General features: G+C 59.7%; 17 protein-coding genes. All 17 read right to left on the reverse strand.

What is annotated here, in order from left to right:
- Positions 1 to 311: 311 nt before the first annotated feature.
- On the reverse strand, positions 312 to 1070 hold the full coding sequence (locus tag ACLKMW_RS25400; protein ID WP_415727301.1) for an ABC transporter permease: 759 nt from the start codon (positions 1068 to 1070) through the stop codon (positions 312 to 314).
- Positions 1070 to 1828 carry an ABC transporter permease gene (locus ACLKMW_RS25405; protein ID WP_415727302.1) on the reverse strand — a complete coding sequence of 253 codons (759 nt, stop codon included), beginning with the start codon at positions 1826 to 1828 and terminating at the stop codon, positions 1070 to 1072. Before ACLKMW_RS25405 ends, ACLKMW_RS25400 begins: the two co-directional genes overlap by 1 nt.
- Before the next feature lies 1 nt (position 1829).
- Positions 1830 to 2588 carry an ABC transporter ATP-binding protein gene (locus tag ACLKMW_RS25410; protein ID WP_415727303.1) on the reverse strand — a complete coding sequence of 253 codons (759 nt, stop codon included), beginning with the start codon at positions 2586 to 2588 and terminating at the stop codon, positions 1830 to 1832.
- Between the two features lie 174 nt (positions 2589 to 2762).
- A complete protein-coding gene (locus ACLKMW_RS25415; RefSeq protein ID WP_415727304.1) occupies positions 2763 to 3719 on the reverse strand; it encodes an ABC transporter substrate-binding protein in 957 nt (318 codons plus the stop codon).
- A gap of 18 nt (positions 3720 to 3737) precedes the next feature.
- The gene (locus tag ACLKMW_RS25420) at positions 3738 to 4508 is read right to left on the reverse strand and encodes a 5-oxoprolinase subunit PxpA (RefSeq protein ID WP_415727305.1); all 771 of its coding nucleotides are present in this window, start codon (positions 4506 to 4508) and stop codon (positions 3738 to 3740) included.
- A 103-nt stretch (positions 4509 to 4611) separates the two neighbouring features.
- Positions 4612 to 5580: a YeiH family protein gene (locus tag ACLKMW_RS25425; RefSeq protein ID WP_415727316.1), complete on the reverse strand. Its 969-nt coding sequence runs from the start codon at positions 5578 to 5580 to the stop codon at positions 4612 to 4614.
- 417 nt (positions 5581 to 5997) lie between these two features.
- Entirely contained in the window at positions 5998 to 6450 is a 453-nt protein-coding gene (panD, locus tag ACLKMW_RS25430; protein WP_415727306.1) for an aspartate 1-decarboxylase, read from the reverse strand.
- A gap of 58 nt (positions 6451 to 6508) precedes the next feature.
- Entirely contained in the window at positions 6509 to 7492 is a 984-nt protein-coding gene (locus ACLKMW_RS25435) for a beta-ketoacyl-ACP synthase III (RefSeq protein WP_415727307.1), read from the reverse strand.
- Entirely contained in the window at positions 7489 to 8754 is a 1266-nt protein-coding gene (locus ACLKMW_RS25440; protein WP_415727317.1) for an adenosylmethionine--8-amino-7-oxononanoate transaminase, read from the reverse strand. Before ACLKMW_RS25440 ends, ACLKMW_RS25435 begins: the two co-directional genes overlap by 4 nt.
- Positions 8751 to 9389, reverse strand: coding sequence for a dethiobiotin synthase (bioD, locus tag ACLKMW_RS25445; protein WP_415727308.1), 639 nt, complete (start codon positions 9387 to 9389; stop codon positions 8751 to 8753). The genes ACLKMW_RS25440 and bioD overlap by 4 nt, the downstream gene beginning before the upstream one ends.
- Positions 9386 to 10525: an 8-amino-7-oxononanoate synthase gene (locus ACLKMW_RS25450; protein ID WP_415727309.1), complete on the reverse strand. Its 1140-nt coding sequence runs from the start codon at positions 10523 to 10525 to the stop codon at positions 9386 to 9388. Before ACLKMW_RS25450 ends, bioD begins: the two co-directional genes overlap by 4 nt.
- Positions 10522 to 11520 carry a biotin synthase BioB gene (bioB, locus tag ACLKMW_RS25455; RefSeq protein ID WP_415727310.1) on the reverse strand — a complete coding sequence of 333 codons (999 nt, stop codon included), beginning with the start codon at positions 11518 to 11520 and terminating at the stop codon, positions 10522 to 10524. Before bioB ends, ACLKMW_RS25450 begins: the two co-directional genes overlap by 4 nt.
- Positions 11521 to 11620: 100 nt before the next feature.
- Positions 11621 to 12475: a carboxylating nicotinate-nucleotide diphosphorylase gene (nadC, locus tag ACLKMW_RS25460; protein ID WP_415727318.1), complete on the reverse strand. Its 855-nt coding sequence runs from the start codon at positions 12473 to 12475 to the stop codon at positions 11621 to 11623.
- Positions 12475 to 14016, reverse strand: coding sequence for an L-aspartate oxidase (locus ACLKMW_RS25465; protein WP_415727312.1), 1542 nt, complete (start codon positions 14014 to 14016; stop codon positions 12475 to 12477). The genes nadC and ACLKMW_RS25465 overlap by 1 nt, the downstream gene beginning before the upstream one ends.
- Positions 14013 to 14987 (reverse strand): quinolinate synthase NadA, encoded by a 975-nt coding sequence (gene nadA, locus ACLKMW_RS25470; protein ID WP_415727313.1) that lies wholly within the window; start codon positions 14985 to 14987, stop codon positions 14013 to 14015. Before nadA ends, ACLKMW_RS25465 begins: the two co-directional genes overlap by 4 nt.
- A 68-nt stretch (positions 14988 to 15055) precedes the next feature.
- The gene (locus tag ACLKMW_RS25475) at positions 15056 to 16027 is read right to left on the reverse strand and encodes an NUDIX hydrolase (RefSeq protein ID WP_415727314.1); all 972 of its coding nucleotides are present in this window, start codon (positions 16025 to 16027) and stop codon (positions 15056 to 15058) included.
- Between the two features lie 638 nt (positions 16028 to 16665).
- Positions 16666 to 17115, reverse strand: coding sequence for an Lrp/AsnC family transcriptional regulator (locus tag ACLKMW_RS25480; RefSeq protein ID WP_415727315.1), 450 nt, complete (start codon positions 17113 to 17115; stop codon positions 16666 to 16668).
- Positions 17116 to 17522 lie beyond the last annotated feature (407 nt).

The following is a 17522-nucleotide window of genomic DNA, read 5'->3' on the forward strand; positions in this document are numbered from 1 at the left end:
CTCGGCGACCATAACCGCCGGAACTCTAACTTATCCGGTGGACCTCCCTAATGGGGCAGGCCATACCCGGGGCGTCGACAAACAGGTGTGATCACGTTTTGAAAGTGCCGCGAGGATGACAGTTTGGTCCGATGCCCGAAGCGATAAAGCAATTGGAACAATATGGGATGCGGCGCCTAGAACTCGTTATTGCCTGTTGGCGAACTTAGGTCGACTGCAAGGCCGATCATGGTAACGGCTGCATAATTGCTCGTCACGCCATTGGCGCCGTCCGTTTCTCCACGGGCGGCGATATGATGCGTTGCCAGCGCCTAACAGACATGGAAACGCCGGGCCAGTACCAGACGTTCAAGCAGTTCGAAAAGGATCTGGCAAAGTGCGCCAACGCCACCCAACACGAGGATGCCGACCACCATGCGGTCGGTCTGCAGCGCGAAACGCGAGTCCATTATGACCTGCCCGAGCCCGGAATTGGCACCGATCAGTTCAGCGGAGACCAGAGCGACGAAGGCAAAGCCTACCGCGTTCCGCAACCCTATGAGCGCGTAGGGCACGACCGAGGGTAGCACGACGCGATAGAGGCGCTCAAATGGCCCCAGGCCGATGATCTCGGCGGTTCGCAAGCGGATGACCGGAACCTCCCTGGCTCCGACCAGCGTGCTGATCGTGACCACCACCCAAACGACATAGGCGATGACCAGCCATTTCGACATCTCGCCGATACCGAACCACATGATCACGATCGGTACGAGCGCAATCGGAGGGATGCCCTTTGCGATGTCGAAAATCATGCTGAATGACTCGCGGATGATAGTGATACGACCGAGGATGATGCCGGTGACAACACCGGCCATGCCGCCCAGCAAATAACCGACGAATACGCGACCGAGGCTCGTAACGGTGGCCTTAATAATCTCGCCTGACGACAGCATGCCGCGTAGCGCCCCAAGCACCCGCAACGGACTCGGAACGAGCTCAGGACGTGCGATCGATGCAGCGACAATCGCCCATAAGACGACGAAGCCAGCCAACGAAAGCGCCGACAAGAACATCATGCGAAAACCGGACATCACTTGATCCTCCGCTTAGCTGAATAGCGCGGCAATAATGTCTCGACCGTGAATTCGAACGCACGGTCAAGCAGCAGCGACAGCATGCCCAGCCCGATGATGCTAGCCATAAGGGCGGCGGTGTCGAATTGCGAACGGGCCTGCATGAGGCGGTATCCGACACCGCTTTCTGCACCCAGCATTTCAGCTGCCACCACAACCATGACACCGAGCCCGATCGCAGTGCGGATGCCGATGATGATGGCAGGGATGCATGACGGCAGTACAATCTTGAGCAACGCCGCTGGCCCGCGGACGCCGAGGCATTCGCCTGCACGCAGCTTGATGCGGCTCACTTCGCGCACGCCGGCGCGAGTGCTGACCAACACGGTCAGTGTGACCGCGTAGATGAGAAGCGCGATGCGCGACTGTTCTGTCACTCCCAGCCACAACAGACTGAACGGCACGAGCGCTATTGCCGGAATAGCGTTGAACATACGGATGAACGGTTGCACAATCGCATTGGCGATCGGCCACCAGCCGATAGCCACGCCGATCAGGATACCAGCGGGCACCCCGATTAGCAGAGCAACCAGTAGACGCCAGAGGCTTGCACCGACATCGTGCAACATGCTGCCGCTTGCGATCATAGCATAAGCGGTGGCGCCGACGATCCTGGGCGACGGAAAAAGCATGTCGAAGGCTATTGCGTTAGCTACCAGTTGCCAAACCCCGATGACGATGACGATGCCTAGCACCCCGTGGAGCACCCGGGCCATCTTAGTGGTCCTCGTCGATGTCGAGAGCTCGCTCAAGCCGCGATTTCATGGCGACGTATTCGGGCGTGGCGGGATCCTGCGGGATCTGGTTATGTCGGATCCATTCCTTCACGCGCGCGCTAGGACCTGTCGACAGCACCACGATCTCGGTCGCCAGGATCATAGCTTCCTCGATGTCATGGGTGACGAAGAAAATAGTCTTCCCTGTCGCCTCCCAAAGCGACTTAAGATCAATCTGGAGTTTTTTGCGCGTGATGGCGTCGAGCGCGCCAAACGGCTCATCCATCAAAAGCATGTCCGGTTCCATGGCGAGGCCGCGCGCGATCTGCACGCGCTGTTTCATGCCACCAGACAGTTCTGAAGGAAATTTTTTGGCGTGATTGGTAAGGTTCACCATCTCCAAGACGCGGTCGACACGCCGCCGCCGGTCGGCGCGGGGGAGCCGGGAGATGCCGAACTCAACATTCTCTCGGACACTCAACCAAGGAAATAGCGCGTTACTCACGTCCTGGAACACGACCACGCGATCGGGGCCAGCTGAACGGATCTCGTCTATATCGAGACGAATTGCCCCCGATGTCGGGCGTTCGAAGCCGGCGATGAGGTCGAGTAGGGTGCTCTTGCCGGACCCGCTAGGGCCGAGGACGCAGATGAACGAACCCCTGTCGAATTCCAGATCTATCTGGTCGAGGATCGCGTAGTTACCGAACGATTTCGAGACGTTCGAAATTCTGAAATTAGTCCACAGTTTGGCTAGCATATTATTCCCCTTTTCGTATGCCTAGTCGGCACCCCGCGCGGACGCCGTCGCTTCCCCCGCATGCTTGATCTGCTTTGCCTGCCACCCCTATAAGCTAGTCGGCATCGCCTGCGACGGCCTCAAAGGCTCCAGCGCCGTCGCAGCAGATCCAGTCATTAGCGAGGTCATGCGCCCCTATTGAACTAGGCTGGCGTCCACCGCCTTCAATGCGGTCCAATCGTATGCATTTTTCCAGTCTATCGGCCCGGCGATCAGCTTCTGACTTTCCAGGAACTTGCCAACGGACTGCATTCCGTCCAAGAAAACCTTGCTGACATGCATGTCCCATTTATTGGTCTCAAGCACGCTCTTGACGTCGGCAGGCGGCGCCTGGAGATAGTTCGCCAAATCGGTGGCAGTGGCTTCGGCGTCACCCTTCTCAAGATTCTTGGTGGCCTTGAGCAGAGCGCGTACCACCTTTTCCACCGTCTCGGGGTGCTTCTCCAGCAGTTCGCGTTTGGCTATAATACCAGAATAGATGTCAAAGCCAACCTGGCCGTTCCAGGCGGCCGGTACCATCTCCCCCCTGCTCAGTTGTTCCATCTTCTGATCGAAGGGCTTCCATGAGGAAACGGCGTAGATGTCGCCTTGAACAAGCGCGGAGATCTGGTCGAAGGGGGCGAGGTTGACGCGCTCAACATCGTTCAGCGTCAGTCCCTTGCTATCCAAGAACCTGCTGAGCATGTACTCCCCAGCCGATTTTGCGACGAGGCCGAACTTTTTGCCTTTGATGTCGGAGGCCTCCATCTTGCCTTTCGGTCCTACGACAACCATGAAGTGCGAGCTCTGCGAGAACTGCGCGACCATGACGACGTCGCCGCCAGCGAGAAGATAAGATAGAGGCACATCGGCTGCCACCAGGAAATCGGCGGCGCCGGAACGGAAGCTCTCAATAGCTTCCGCGCCGGAAGGAAACTGCCTCACCACTGCCTCCAAGCCTTCTTCTTTGAAGTAACCCTGCTGGTCGGCTACGAAAACCGGGGCAAAGGTGGGGCTGGGGCCCGCGAATATGCGGACGGGCTCGGCCGACGCCACGGTGGATGCAATTGCGGCGCCGAAAAACAGCGTCGTAAAAAATGCCCTTAAATTCATCGATACCTCCCATTGTTGTTAAACGACTGCCGACGCCACTTGGCGCGACTTCACCACTTTATGCCCCCTAGTCTCCAGTTCTTCTCGCGTCTTTCTGGCGAGTTCGATGCCGTTGGCCATATCGCCATGCATGCAGATGGTTTGCGTGGGCAAGACAATCCACGACCCGTCGAGCGCATGACGACCGCCTTTTTCCACAAGCGAAACTGCGTTTCGTGCGACTTCGACGGGGTCCCTCGCTTCGCGTTTCTTGTCTAAGTCTAGAGAGCCATCGGAGTTGTACTCCAGGTCGACATAGCCCTCGTTGATCATGGTGATGCCGAAACGCCGACATTCCGCATCCACTACGGACCCAACGAGAAAAAGAAGCAGGCGGTCGTCGACCGCCTTCAGCGCACGGACGACACCACGAGCAACCGCAGCATCGACAGCAGCGGTTAGGTACAGTTCGCCGTGCGGCTTGACGTGATTGAGCGGCACGTTCTCCGCCTTACAGAATGCCTTGACGGCACCGATCTGATAGACAGTTATCTCGAAGACTTCCTGCTCGCTCAACCCCATCTTGCGGCGGCCAAACCCTGCCAAGTCCGGATAGGCGACATGGGCGCCTATCTCGACCCCATGGTCCCTTGCGAGCTTCACCGTTGAATGGATGGTGCCCGGATCTGCGGCATGATAGCCACAGGCAATATTGGCTGAGAGAACGTGCTTGATCAATTCTTCATCGTTGCCCAATCTATAGCGGCCGTAAGACTCTCCCATATCTGCGTTCAGATTAACCAAAGCCATGACCCGACACCTTTCAATATTGTTTTCTGTACTTGTCGAAATTCCAATTTAATTTATGATGTCTCGTTGCGCGCTATTTCGCTTCGTAAAGCGGCGCATTCTCTCAGTACTCGAGTTTGATCAGCACGAGGCTGATTGCCGCGATAAATAGGGAGGCCGAAAACGCCAGCACGAGCGGACGCCATCCATGCCGACGGATTTCAGCGATGTTGGTATTGAGCCCCATGGCGGCCAAGCCAACGCAAAGCAGGCATGTGGTGAGCGTCTGCAGGAGAACCTTGACCTCGACGGGTATTGTTACCACGCTATTCAGACCGACCACACCGATGAAGGCGAAAACGAACCAAGGCAAAGGCGGGCGCTTAGCGTCCACGCCATCCGTACGACGATGCGCGAGCGCGCCGAGCGCAAGGACCATAGGCGCCAACATGGCGATACGCGCCAGCTTGACCACCGTGCCTATCTCGCCCGCCTGGGTGCCGCCCTGGAAGCTTGCGCCGACCACTTGCGCCACCTCATGTATGGAAGCGCCAGCCCAAAGACCGAATGCGTGCTGGTCAAGACCGAGACTGCCCATTAGTAGCGGATAGCAAAGCATCGCGATCGTGCCGAACAGAGTGATGCAGGCAATTGCGTATGCCACGTGCTCGTCGCGCGCATTCGTCACGGCATTGGTGGCGACGATTGCCGATGCACCGCAGATCGACGTTCCCGCGGCGATCAATTCTGTCAACTTGCGATCGACACCCATCCAGCGGCCGACAAGGGTCGTGAAGACGAACGTTGCAAGTAGCGCAGTTGCGGCGACTGCGATGCCCGGCACACCAATCGACAGAACCTGCGCCGCCGTAAGTTGAAAGCCGAGAACGACGATGGCGGCTCGCAGCAGCGTCTTTTGTGAAAAAGCGATGCCTGCCTTGGCGTTTGCCGCGACGCCGACCGTATTGGAGAATACCATTCCGACGAGGACCGCCAGGATCATGGGGCTAAAAAGCGTCATCCACGGAAGCTGCCGGAGGGAGAAACCCGCGCCTGCGATCGTGCAGGCGAGAACAATCCCGGCCCGGATCATGCCTCGCGTTTCGTTGCCCTCTTTCCCGGGCAGCGGTGGAAGAGACAAGCGGGCTTCGGCAATTTCGGCGGACAATCTGTTTCTCCAGATGAGATTTTGTTTCTCTAGATGATAAATTGAAGAAACCACGTTTCTGAATGCTGCTCCAACATATTTTTTGCGTCAAATTAATCGGAAAAATAGATTGATTGTGGCGAAATGATCACGGACGGCGACGCAATGTCCATCAACGTACGTTTATGCCCTCTCGTAAGAGGCAACGTCCTTAGTGAACTCTTCCCAAATAGGAGAATCTGACCAATCGGCTCATAACCCAGCAAGCGTCAGCCCTGGCCTGCAGTAGTGCAAACCGTTCGACGAAACCGTCTCACGTCCCCGTACGGCATCTTGGGAACGCGTCCGCAAATGCAGAGCAACTCAGGCCCCTGACACCAGGACAGGAATAGCCAACGCCGCGTTCGCCTCGTCAAGGATCGAGAAACTGTATCGCCCACCGGCGTCGACATCGACCGAGTAGCTCAGGCGGTCGTGGATGTGGTTCTCCTTGTCGAACGTGACGATCCGTGGCTTCAGGGAAGTGATTTGCGCTTCGTCCAGGTAGATGGAGTTGCAGACGATGATCTGGTCGCCGGGCTGGCAGGTGCGAGCGGCCGCTCCGTTGAGGATGCAGCATCGCGAGCCACGCTCGCCGAGAATGACATAGGTCGAAATCCGCGCCCCGGAATTCTTGTTCCATATCTCCACGAATTCCATCGGCAGGATCCCGGCTGCCTCGCAGTGGTCAGGGTCGAGCGTTATCGAACCATGGTAGTTGAGGTTCGCTTCGGTGACGTGGATGCCGTGCAGCTTGCCGGCGACCATTTTTCGCATTGGTCTGTTGCCCTATCCATCATTGCATGACCAGTCCTGCCCGCAGCTGGTTGCCCGGCTAAATTCCGACGACGAGCGCACCGCCGCTGAGACCCGCGCCTGCCGCCGCCAGCAGGATTTTCGCGCCCTGCCGAAACGGCTCCGATTGATTGGCCAGCGACAGGGAGAGCGGGATCGTCGCCGCGGAAGAGTTGCCGTAGTCGGCGATCGTCTTGACGATTGCTTGATCCGCTATGCCGAGGTTCCTCCCGACCGCATCGAAAATGCGGGCATTGGCCTGATGCGGCACGAACCTGCCGACATCCTGTGGTCGCACACCGGCAGCGGCGAGCGCGCTTGTCGAGCAATCGGTCATCATCTCGACAGCCTTGGCGAACACTTCGCGGCCGTCGGTCATCGTCATTCGGGTTTGCCCGAGATCCAGGCCACTTTGGAACGGGATGTTGCTTCCGCCCGCCGGGATCTGGATCAGCCCGTAGCGCGAGCCGTCCGAATCCACCGAGGCGCCGAGAATGCCCTGATCCGGGTCCTCGCACGGACCGATCACCAGGGCGCCGGCGGCATCGGCAAACAGCACGGCACTGGCGCGTTCAGCCGGATTGATACGGCGGCTGAGGATATTGGCGGCAATGACGAGGGCCGATTTGCCGTGCAGGCGGGTAAATCCGTCCGCGAACATCAGCGCATAGATGAAGCCGGCGCAAGCGCCGGTCAGATCGACCGCACCGGCGCGGCTCAGTCCCAGCTGATGCGCGACCAGCGGCGCGCTGGGCGGCAGAAGGTGGTCGGGCGTCGAGGTTGCGAGCAACAGCAAACCGATGTCGCCGCGGTCAATACCGGCGTTCGCCAATGCCATGTCGCCGGCCTGCGTGGCAAGACCAGACAGCGTGTCGGAATCCGTTGCCCAGAAGCGCGAACGGATTCCGGTGCGCCGTTCGATCCAGCCAGGTTCGAGCCCGAGATTGCTCTCGATCTCGGTATTCACCACTTTGCGCCCAGGCGCATGATGGCCGAACCCGAGAATGCGCGACGACCTGCTCATGGCCTCGAGCCGAAACGTGCGCCGGCCTCCTCGATGGCGTCATAGAGCCCGTCCAATTCGCCGCCAGTGATGCAATAGGGCGGCATAAGATAAAGGACATTGCCGAGCGGACGGATAAGCAGCCCCCGGTCGAGGAAGAACGCGCGCAGCTTCGGTCCGATCTCGGCGAGATAACCTGCGGAATCGGCTCGAAGGTCGAGCGCTGCGATCGTTCCCATCGACCGGCAGTCGGTGAAGTACGGATTGTCGCGAAAGCGTTGCAGTCCAGCGACCTGCATCCCACTCAAGGTCGCGATCCGCTCGGCCACCGGCTCGTCCTGCCAGATCTCGACATTGGCGAGTGCGGCCGCGCAGGCAATCGGATTGGCGGTGTAGGAGCTCGAATGAAAGAAGGTCTTCTTCCGATCCTCGGAATAGTGAGCCTGGAAGATGGCATCGGTGGCAAGCGTGGCCGCCAGCGGGATGGCACCACCGGTCAAGCCCTTCGAGGTGCACAAGATGTCCGGCGAGACGGACGCCTGCTCGCAGGCGAACATGGTTCCGGTGCGCCCCCAGCCGGTCATCACTTCGTCGGCGATCAGCAGCGTGCCGGAGGCTTCAGCGATCCTCTTCAACTCGGTCAGAATCGAGGCCGGATACATCAGCATGCCGCCGGCACCAAGCACGAGCGGCTCGACGATCAGCGCGGCGACGCGCCGGTCGCGGGCAACTGCCTCGAAACGATCCAGCGTCTCCTGCTCGCGCCCTGCTGCCGGGAAGGGAATGGTGTCGACCTCGAACAGCAAGGGTTCGTAGGCGGCGTTGAACACGCTGCGGGCGCCGACGCTCATCGTGCCGATGGTGTCGCCATGGTAGCTGTGCTCCATGACGGCGATGCGCGAACGCGGCGCGCCGATGTTGCGGAAATAGCCGAGCGCCATCTTCAGCGCGACTTCGACTGAGGTCGAGCCGCTGTCGGAATAGAACACCCAGTCGAGTCCGGAGGGAGCGAGACCGACAAGCGCCCTGGCCAACTGTTCGGCCGGCTCGTGCGTGAAGCCTGCGAAGATGATCTGGTCGAGGCTCGACGCTGTCGCCTCGATAGCCTTCATGATGCGGGGATGGCGGTGGCCATGCGTAACGACCCACCAGGAGGAAATGGCGTCCAGGATGCGCGTGCCGTCGGCCTTGTGGAGATAGGCGCCTTCCGTCAGCACGATTTCAGGGATCACCGGCTCGAGCGCGTGCTGGGTGAAGGGGTGCCAGACATGCGAGCCCATCAGCGGTATCCTTCGGCAATCATCGAGAGGTCAAAACTCACGCTCATGGCATGGCTGAGCGTCTCGGGCGTCAGTGGATCGAGGTGAGGCAGCCTTCCCAACACCGCAACATCGCCGAATTCAGCGATCGTCCTTTGGCTGTCGGCCGCTTCGTCGCCGATGAAGGCAACTCCGAGTAGCGGAATGGATCGCGTTCGCAGTGCCTCGATCGACAGCAGCGTGTGGTTAATGGTGCCGAGCGCGGTGCGGGCGCACAGTATGACCGGCAGCTGCCACTGCTCGAATATGTCGATGAACCTTGTGCGCCGATTGAGCGGCACCATCAGACCGCCGGCACCCTCGATGACGAGCGGACCCGGCACGACCGGAAGGGAGAGAGCTGCCGCTTCGATCGCGACGCCGTCGATTTCGGCCGAACGATGCGGCGACAGCGGACTCTTCAAGCGGTAGACTTCCGGCAGTACGCGCCCCGGCGGCAGGTCGGCAAGCCGCGCAACGACCTCGCTGTCGGTTTCGTCGTCGAGGCCCGATTGCACCGGCTTCCAGTAGAATCCGTCGAGCAGCCCGGCTAGTCCGGCTGAAAACACGGTCTTGCCAATTCCGGTGTCGGTTCCGGTGATGACGACGCATCTGGTCATGCCGAGCCCAGCACCTCGGCGAGTGCCTCGACCATCGCCGAAATGTCGGCTTCGCCGACATTGAGCGTCAATGAAATGCGCAGACGCGACGTGCCCTCGGGCACAGTCGGCGGACGAATGCCGCGTATGTCGAAGCCGCGCGCCTGCAGTGCCGCCGCCACCGCCATGGTGCGCCTGACGTCGCCGATCACAACTGGCTGGATCTGCGAGCCGCTCGGTATCACGCCGCAGCGCTCGGTCAATTGACGGCCCGCGAAGACGATGCGCTCATGCAGCTGAACACGGCGCATGGTCTCGTCAGACAGCATGGCGAGCGCTTCGCGTGCCGCGACCGCCATCAGCGGCGATGGCGCGGTGGCGTATATGAATGGCCGGCAACGGTTGACGAGATAATCGCACAGCGTTCCCGGTCCGGTGACCAGTGCGCCGGACGCACCGAGCGCCTTGCCGCAGGTATGAAGTGCAATGATGTTGTCGCGGCCCTCGAACGCGGCGGCCAGCCCCCGGCCGTCCGGTCCCCAGACACCGGTGGCATGCGCCTCGTCGACGACGAGGAACGCCTCGTGCCGGGCGGCAAGCGCGACCAGGCTGTCCATCGGCGCGCGGTCGCCATCCATGCTGTAGAGGCTTTCGACCGCGATCCAGACGCGCCCCGTGCCGCCGCCGGCACGCCAGCTTGTGATCGCATCCTCGACGGCATTGATGTCGCTGTGGGCGGCCAGCACGAACTGGGCGCGGCCGGCCTGGGCGCCCTCATGCATGCTGGCATGAGCAAGCTCGTCGAGGACCAGCAGGTCGCCCTTCTGCGGCAAGGCGGTTAGGAGTGCGAAGTTGGCGATGTAGCCGCTGCCGAAGAACAGCGCGCGCTCGGTCCCGAAGAATGCCGCTGCGTCTGCCTCCAATTCCTCGTGCTCCGGCGCGTTGCCACGCAACAGCCGCGACCCAGTGGCGCCAACCGGCGTGCCCCGCGCTATCGCCGCCGCAACCGCATCGCCAAGTCTCCTGGAGGCGGCAAGCCCGAGATAGTCGTTCGACGAGAAGTCGAGCCCGGTGCGCGGCGACAGCGTCCGCAGCCGGTCTTTGCGCGCCAGCCCCTGCAAGGTCGCATCATAGCGGGCAAGCGGTGCCCCGTTCATTGCGCCTCGAGGTCCATCGGCTCGATGCCGAGGCGCCGGAACAGAAGGGTATCCTTGTCCTCGCCGGGATTGTCCGCCGTCAGCAGCGTGTCGCCTACGAAGATCGAGTTGGCACCCGCAAAGAAGCACAGCGCCTGCATCTCGTCGGTCATAGCGGTGCGGCCGGCCGAAAGACGCACATGCGATTTCGGCATCATGATGCGTGCCAGGGCGATCACGCGCACGAATTCGATCGGCTCGATGGGCTTGGCTTCGGCAAGCGGGGTGCCGGCGATCGGGATCAGCATGTTGATCGGAACGCTTTGCGGATGCTCCGGCAGATTGGCCAGCGTCACCAGCATGTCGATCCGGTCCACCGGCTCTTCGCCCATGCCGACAATGCCGCCGCAGCAGACCTTGATGCCGGATTGGCGAACCTGCTCGAGCGTATCGAGCCGGTCGGCAAAGCTGCGCGTGCTGATGATCTCGTTGTAGTAGCGCTCCGACGTATCGATGTTGTGGTTGTAATAGTCGAGACCCGCCTCTTTGAGACGAGCGGTCTGCTCACTATCGAGCATACCGAGCGTCATGCAGGTCTCCATGCCGAGCGCCTTGACGCCTTCGACCATCGCCACCACCGCATCCATGTCGCGCGCCTTGGGGTTTCGCCAGGCCGCACCCATGCAATAGCGGGTGGCGCCGGCGTCGCGCGCCTTGGTCGCCTCGGCGATGACGCGCCTGACCTCCATCAGTTTCGACGCCTTCAATCCGATCTCGTGATGCGCCGACTGGCTGCAATAGCCGCAATCCTCCGGGCAGCCGCCTGTCTTGATGCTGAGAAGCCGGCTGAGCTGGATCTTGTTGGGATCGAAATTCTTGCGGTGCACGGTCTGCGCTTGAAACAGCAGGTCATTGAAAGGAGCGTCATACAGCGCCCCAGCTTTCTCCACGGTCCACGCCTTAGCATCAGAGGGTTGAGCCAGTGGCGTTGTCTTCGTCGAACCGCTTGCGTTCATGTCCATGCTGTTCCTTGGGTTCTGGCTTTGCGGATCTTTGCTGTCTGATTGACGACGATAGGAAGGACCTTTGACCCGCTCCCGTTCGTTCCTCAGGCGATCATGAGCCCCGATAGTCGAGGCCAATATCCAGGATCGGCGCGCTGTGGGTCAGTCGGCCGATGGAAATAAGGTCAACGCCTGTCGCGGCGATCGCTCGTGCGGTATCAGATGTAATCCTGCCAGAAGCCTCGGTGATAGCGCGACCGCCAACGATCACGATAGCGCGACGGAGATGGTCGAGGGACATGTTGTCGAGCAGGACCGCATCGGGAGCGAAACCAAGCACCTCCTCCAACTGGGCCAGCGTATCGACCTCGACTTCAATCTTGACGAGATGACCGGCCCTCCTTCGTGCCCGCTCAAGTGCGGGGCGAACGCCACCGGCGATGGCGATGTGGTTGTCCTTGATCAGGATTGCGTCGTCGAGCCCGAAGCGATGATTTGATCCGCCACCTGCGCGCACGGCGTACTTTTCGACTGCCCGCAATCCGGGCGTCGTCTTGCGCGTACAGACGATCTTTGCACCATGTCCGCGAACCGCAGCGACGACCGATGCCGTTGCCGTCGCGATGCCGCTCAGATGGCACAGAAAATTGAGTGCCGTTCGTTCGGCTGTGAGAATGGCCCGGGCCGGGCCAACCACGGATGCAATGACCTCTCCACGCGTAACATTGTTGCCGTCTGGCTGCTCCACCGAGAATTCGACGTCAGGATCGATCAGGCGAAAAGCGAGCATCGCCAGATCGAGGCCGGCGACAACTCCGGATTGGCGCGCTACCAACACGGTCCTCGCATGGTGTTCCTTTGGTACGACCGCCTCCGTGGTCAAGTCGCCGGCTCTACCAAGATCTTCGAGAAGAGCTGCCCGTACGAGCGGTTCAAGCATAACTGTGGGAAGCGGTGCGATCTTCATCATCCTGCCCCCTCGAGGCTCGGGGAATGTGCGAGTTCCCGCGCTGCCGCCAAGGCATCGGCGAGCGTAATCTCGAAACGACGGGCGATGGCGGCGCGATGCGGAAAATCTGCCCGATAGTGAGCACCGCGGCTTTCTTCACGCCATAAGGCGGCAATCGCGATCATCAATCCGACAGCCGCCGGATCCGATGCCGCGTCGTTGCCGTCGGCCAGCGGCAGCAAGGCACGTGCAGTCGCTTTCAAGCTTTCACTGTCTCGTACGATGCCGAGCGCGCGGGACAACAGGGAGCGCACGGTCGTAGGATCTGGCGAGGGGTAGTCATTTGTAATCGCCGGCTTTGTTCGGCGGACAGTGGTTCCCAGGAGGCTTTCGGCCACCCAACGGGCGCAGACGACTGCCTCGGTCAACGAATTGCTTGCTAGCCGGTTGGCACCGTGTAGCCCGGTCGAGGCAACTTCGCCGCATGCCCAAAGCCCTGCAACGGAGGTACGACCGTCGGCATCCACGGCGACCCCCCCCATGTGGTAGTGCTGGGCGGGACGAATGGGAATGAGGTCACGCCCTGGATCGATACCAACATCACGGCAGGCTGACGCAATCGTCGGAAACTGCACTGCGAATGCCGTTCCAGGCTTCTCCCGTGTATCGAGAAAGACGCGGTGGCCTTTCGAAAGGTGTTTCCAGACGGCGCGCGCCACAATGTCGCGCGGCGCGAGCTCTATGCCTTCTAAGCCTTCGAGGAAGCGCCTTCCAGTTTCATCGACGATCGTTGCCCCTTCGCCGCGAATTGCTTCGCTGATGAGCTGCATGGGGCGGCCCGGCCCGTCGAGCGCGGTCGGGTGGAACTGGATGAATTCCAGATCGCTAAGGACAGCACCCGCGCGCGCTGCAAGCGCAAGGCCTTGTCCGCAACTGCCCAACGGATTGGTGGTGTCGAAAAACAACCCGCCAATCCCGCCGGTGGCGAGGACGACACGCCGTGAACCGAAGAATACAGAACCCATCGAACAGCTTGCCCAGATTCCCCGGACCGCATTCTCCTTCACCGCCAGCCGGCGGGCTTCCACGCCTTCCACAACCACGATCGACGGCGTCGAATGCACGGCCGAAACCAGAGCACGCATGACCTCACGCCCGCTGCAGTCACCGCCTGCATGAACGATCCGCCGTCGACCGTGCGCCGCCTCCTGCCCGAGACGCAATTTCCCTTCCGGCGTACGGTCAAAGCGGACCCCGAAGCCCGCCAGCGTCTCGATCGCGTCGGGCGCCGCACGCAGGATCCGGCTTGCTATTTCCTCATCGCACAGCCCATCGCCGGCGGCGAGCGTATCTGCCAGGTGCAACGTCGGACTGTCATCATCGCCGACGCTGGCAGCTAGGCCGCCCTGTGCCCACGTGCTTGAAGCGTCAGTTCCCAGTCGATTCCTGGACAGAAGAAGCACCGGTTCGGGTGCCAGGTGAAGTGCCGTCATCAGCCCGGCAATGCCGCCGCCGACAATAATAGGTCTTCCAAAGAAGCTGCGGACATCGGCGTTCATATGGCCAGCATCCGCTCGACTGCGAGCCGCGCACGACCAGCGATCTCAGGACCGATGTTCACAGCGTGACGGTTTTGCTCGAGAGCGGTGCGTATATTGGCGAGCGTGATTCGCTTCATGTGCGGGCACAGATTGCAGGGACGGATGAACTCGACCTCGGGGTGTTCGACCGCGACATTGTCGCTCATGGAGCATTCCGTCATCAGTACGACCCGCGCTGGCTTTTTTTGTCCGACATAGTCGGACATGGCGGCCGTAGAGCCGGAGAAATCCGCTTCCGCAACGACTTCTGGCGGACATTCGGGATGGGCAAGCACCGTCACGCCCGGATGGTCTTCGCGCAACTGGCGGATGTCGGCAGGCGTGAAGCGCTCATGCACCTCGCAATGCCCCCTCCAAGCAATGATCTTCACGGCGGTCTGGGCGGCAATGTTCTGGGCAAGATATTCATCCGGCAACATGATCACCTGCGGCACGCCGAGTGCTTCTACGATGGTCTTGGCATTGCCTGACGTGCAGCAGATATCGGCCTCCGCCTTTACGGCGGCGGATGTGTTGACATAAGTGACGATCGGTATGCCGTGATAGCGCCGCCGCAACAGGCGGACATCCTCGGCCGTGATCGAGTCGGCGAGCGAGCAGCCTGCTTGCGTGTCCGGAATGAGCACAGTCTTGTCCGGGTTGAGCAATTTCACAGTCTCGGCCATGAAATACACGCCGGCCAGAACGACCACATCGGCTTCGATCGTCATCGCTCTGCGAGCGAGCACAAGACTGTCGCCGACAATGTCAGCGACACAATGGAAGATCTCCGGCGTCTGATAATTATGCGCCAGGATGACAGCGTTTCGCTGCCGTTTCAGATCGAGAATGGCCTCGATATCGTCGGTGAAGGCCGGCCATTCGAGCGGAGGAATGACCCGCCGCACGCGGTCATAGAGTGCGGCTGTGCGCGTGGAGGCGTTGAGCATGATTCTTCCCCATAATATGCTCTCTTAGAGTATATTAAGGTATATGCTTAACTTGAGCATATTGAATGTCAAGCGCTCGAGAGTGGCAATTTCGTCCCTGCGACAGTTCGCTCCGCCAGAACCGTCTGTCGGAAACGGAAGCGCTTGGCCGGAGGCCCTCGTGTCTCCGACACGGTCTCGCCGGTTTCCTCGACGAGGTCCTGCTGTTCGATGAGACGCCGGAAATTTTGCTTGTGCAGGAGCCTGCCGGCGAGCGCTTCGACGGTGCGCTGTAATTGCAGCAGCGTGAATGTTGGCGGCATCAGTTCGAAGACGACAGGGCGGTATTTGATCTTGGCGCGTAGTCTGGCGATTCCGGTGGCCAGAATGCGACGATGATCAGCCTGCATGGCTCGGCCAAAGACCGACAGCGGATTGTCTGAACCATGGCAGCGGTCTGCTTCCTCCACAAACGCCGCCTCGTAAAGCAGTTCGTAGCGTTGCAGCACCAATTCCTCGTTCCAGGCATAGCCATCAAGGCCAAAGGCCATCGCCGCCCGCTGCCACCGGTCAGTGTGCGTGAGTTGATCGTCTGCAGCGTCTGCCCAAACCTTCAATCGCGGAACGATCACGTCCGGTAATGTTGAGGGGATACCGGCTCTGTGATCTTCCCACGGAAAATAGTCGTACCAACTGCGCCAGGCGGCCTCGTCGGCGGATGCCGCCTGCTCCTCTCGGGTCAATGCGAGATAGCTGATCGAAACTGCGCGTTGCGCGCTTCCGTTTGGCGCCCTGTCTCGATCGGCGAAAGTGTAAAGCTGCTCGATATAGCCCAATGGGTGTTTTGTCTGCTGTTCAACCCAATCCCTCAAACCCGACTGCAGCGAACGATGACCAAGTTCGAATGGGCCGGAAGGCAATGATTGACCGCGCTCGATGGTCATGACCCGCGGCTGACCAATCGTCACCGCGACGAGCACCGCAATCAACTCCGCGGCAATAGAATGCCGTTGTCCATTTTCTGCCGGCCGCCTCTTCGTCGATGCCACCTTGTCTTGCATCTGTTCGCAGTGAACTCCAAATCTCAAATGCACGGGCCAACTGGGCAGGTCTGGCGAAAGGTGACCGATGTGGGTTGTCCGTCAACGTCCGCTGTGCCCGACATGCACAATCTTTTGCAGCCCTTGCCCGTCGCATCAAGACATATTCTATGCCAGACGCGGCCGTCATGTACTGACGCTGGGTAAGGATGTAGCGAGAAATTTTTGACATCAGACATCACGCTCGCATCAAGCGAGTATCTCCGTGTACACCTCTCGTTCTATTTGCGAACATAGAGATTTATAATTTCAGATTATTTATCGACTCTTCGAGAGTGTATTTTATCCCTACACAAGAGAATCTTTCTCGCCATGTAGCGACAAGTTTCTACAGCAAGGCAAATTGACCTTTCGTCGAACGCGCGTTTTCTCTCGATAGCAATCTCCAAGAGCGCCGGATTCGGCGCCCTACATTCCGAGCGCAAATGCGCATTGTCTCGACCGCCTGCTCCTGCAAAAGCGCTTCGTCGCGGAGTGAGGACCCGGAGCAAAGAAGTATGGCGCCGACGTTGTCGTCGCGGATCAGAATGGATTGAGTTCAGGCGTGGCGAAGCGACCTGCTGAAAAATTCTCTGGCCTTGACCTTGGGAGAGCGCTTTTCAGGCCGAGACACCGCTCAACAACAAGCTTGTCTCACTGTTCGCTACGCCTTCAATCTGGCGAACCTCCCGCAGGACGCGGTCGAAATCAGCTAGGCTCGCCGCCCGGATATCAACGATAAGATCCCAGTTTCCGTTCGTTGTGTACATCGAATGAATCTCAGGGAAGCCGCGCAACGCCCGCACGACACTCATCGGCGATTTTCCGTTGATTTCCACCATCATCATTGCGTGAATAGTTTGGGTTTCGAAATCTTCACGGACACGCACGGTGAACCCAACGATTGTCCCGGTCTCAAGCAAACGATCAAGCCGATTTTGGACTGTACCCCTCACCACCCCCAGCATTTCTGACAACTTAGAAAGCGACGCCCGCCCATCTGAGCGCAGAATCGCAATGATCCGGCGGTCAAGTTCATCGGGCACATATCTAACGCCAGCTTTTGTCATCCATCACGATTACAAATCTTGCACGCGTTCCGCAACCAATGTCGCGATGGCGACGGCAGTGATTTTACACGCTTTATGCACCCGCGCGCGTCGCCGGCACCTTGGCAGCATCCGACGGGTAGCCGCTGCTAGGTCCGAAATCAAGCAAGGGAATTCGCCTCGGTAATCAACATTTTGTACAATTTTGGGGTAAAAAATGCTCGGTTTTAGACAACAATGAGCACAAAACGACTATTTTAAATGTCAACTACAGCTAATAGATTTCAATAATGCATTAGTGATTTTTTCAGCTCCGTGGATGACCCGATGACAGCGGCCCTATTCCAACAAGTGTCCACGTCTTGCTGGCCTTCCCCCTGAGAACGGGTCCATTTTGAGAGTTAGAGTTTCGGCTATTTTGAGCTTTG

It is taken from the genome of Borborobacter xinjiangensis, from assembly GCF_047739745.1.
Classification (GTDB): Bacteria; Pseudomonadota; Alphaproteobacteria; order Rhizobiales; family Rhizobiaceae; genus Pseudaminobacter.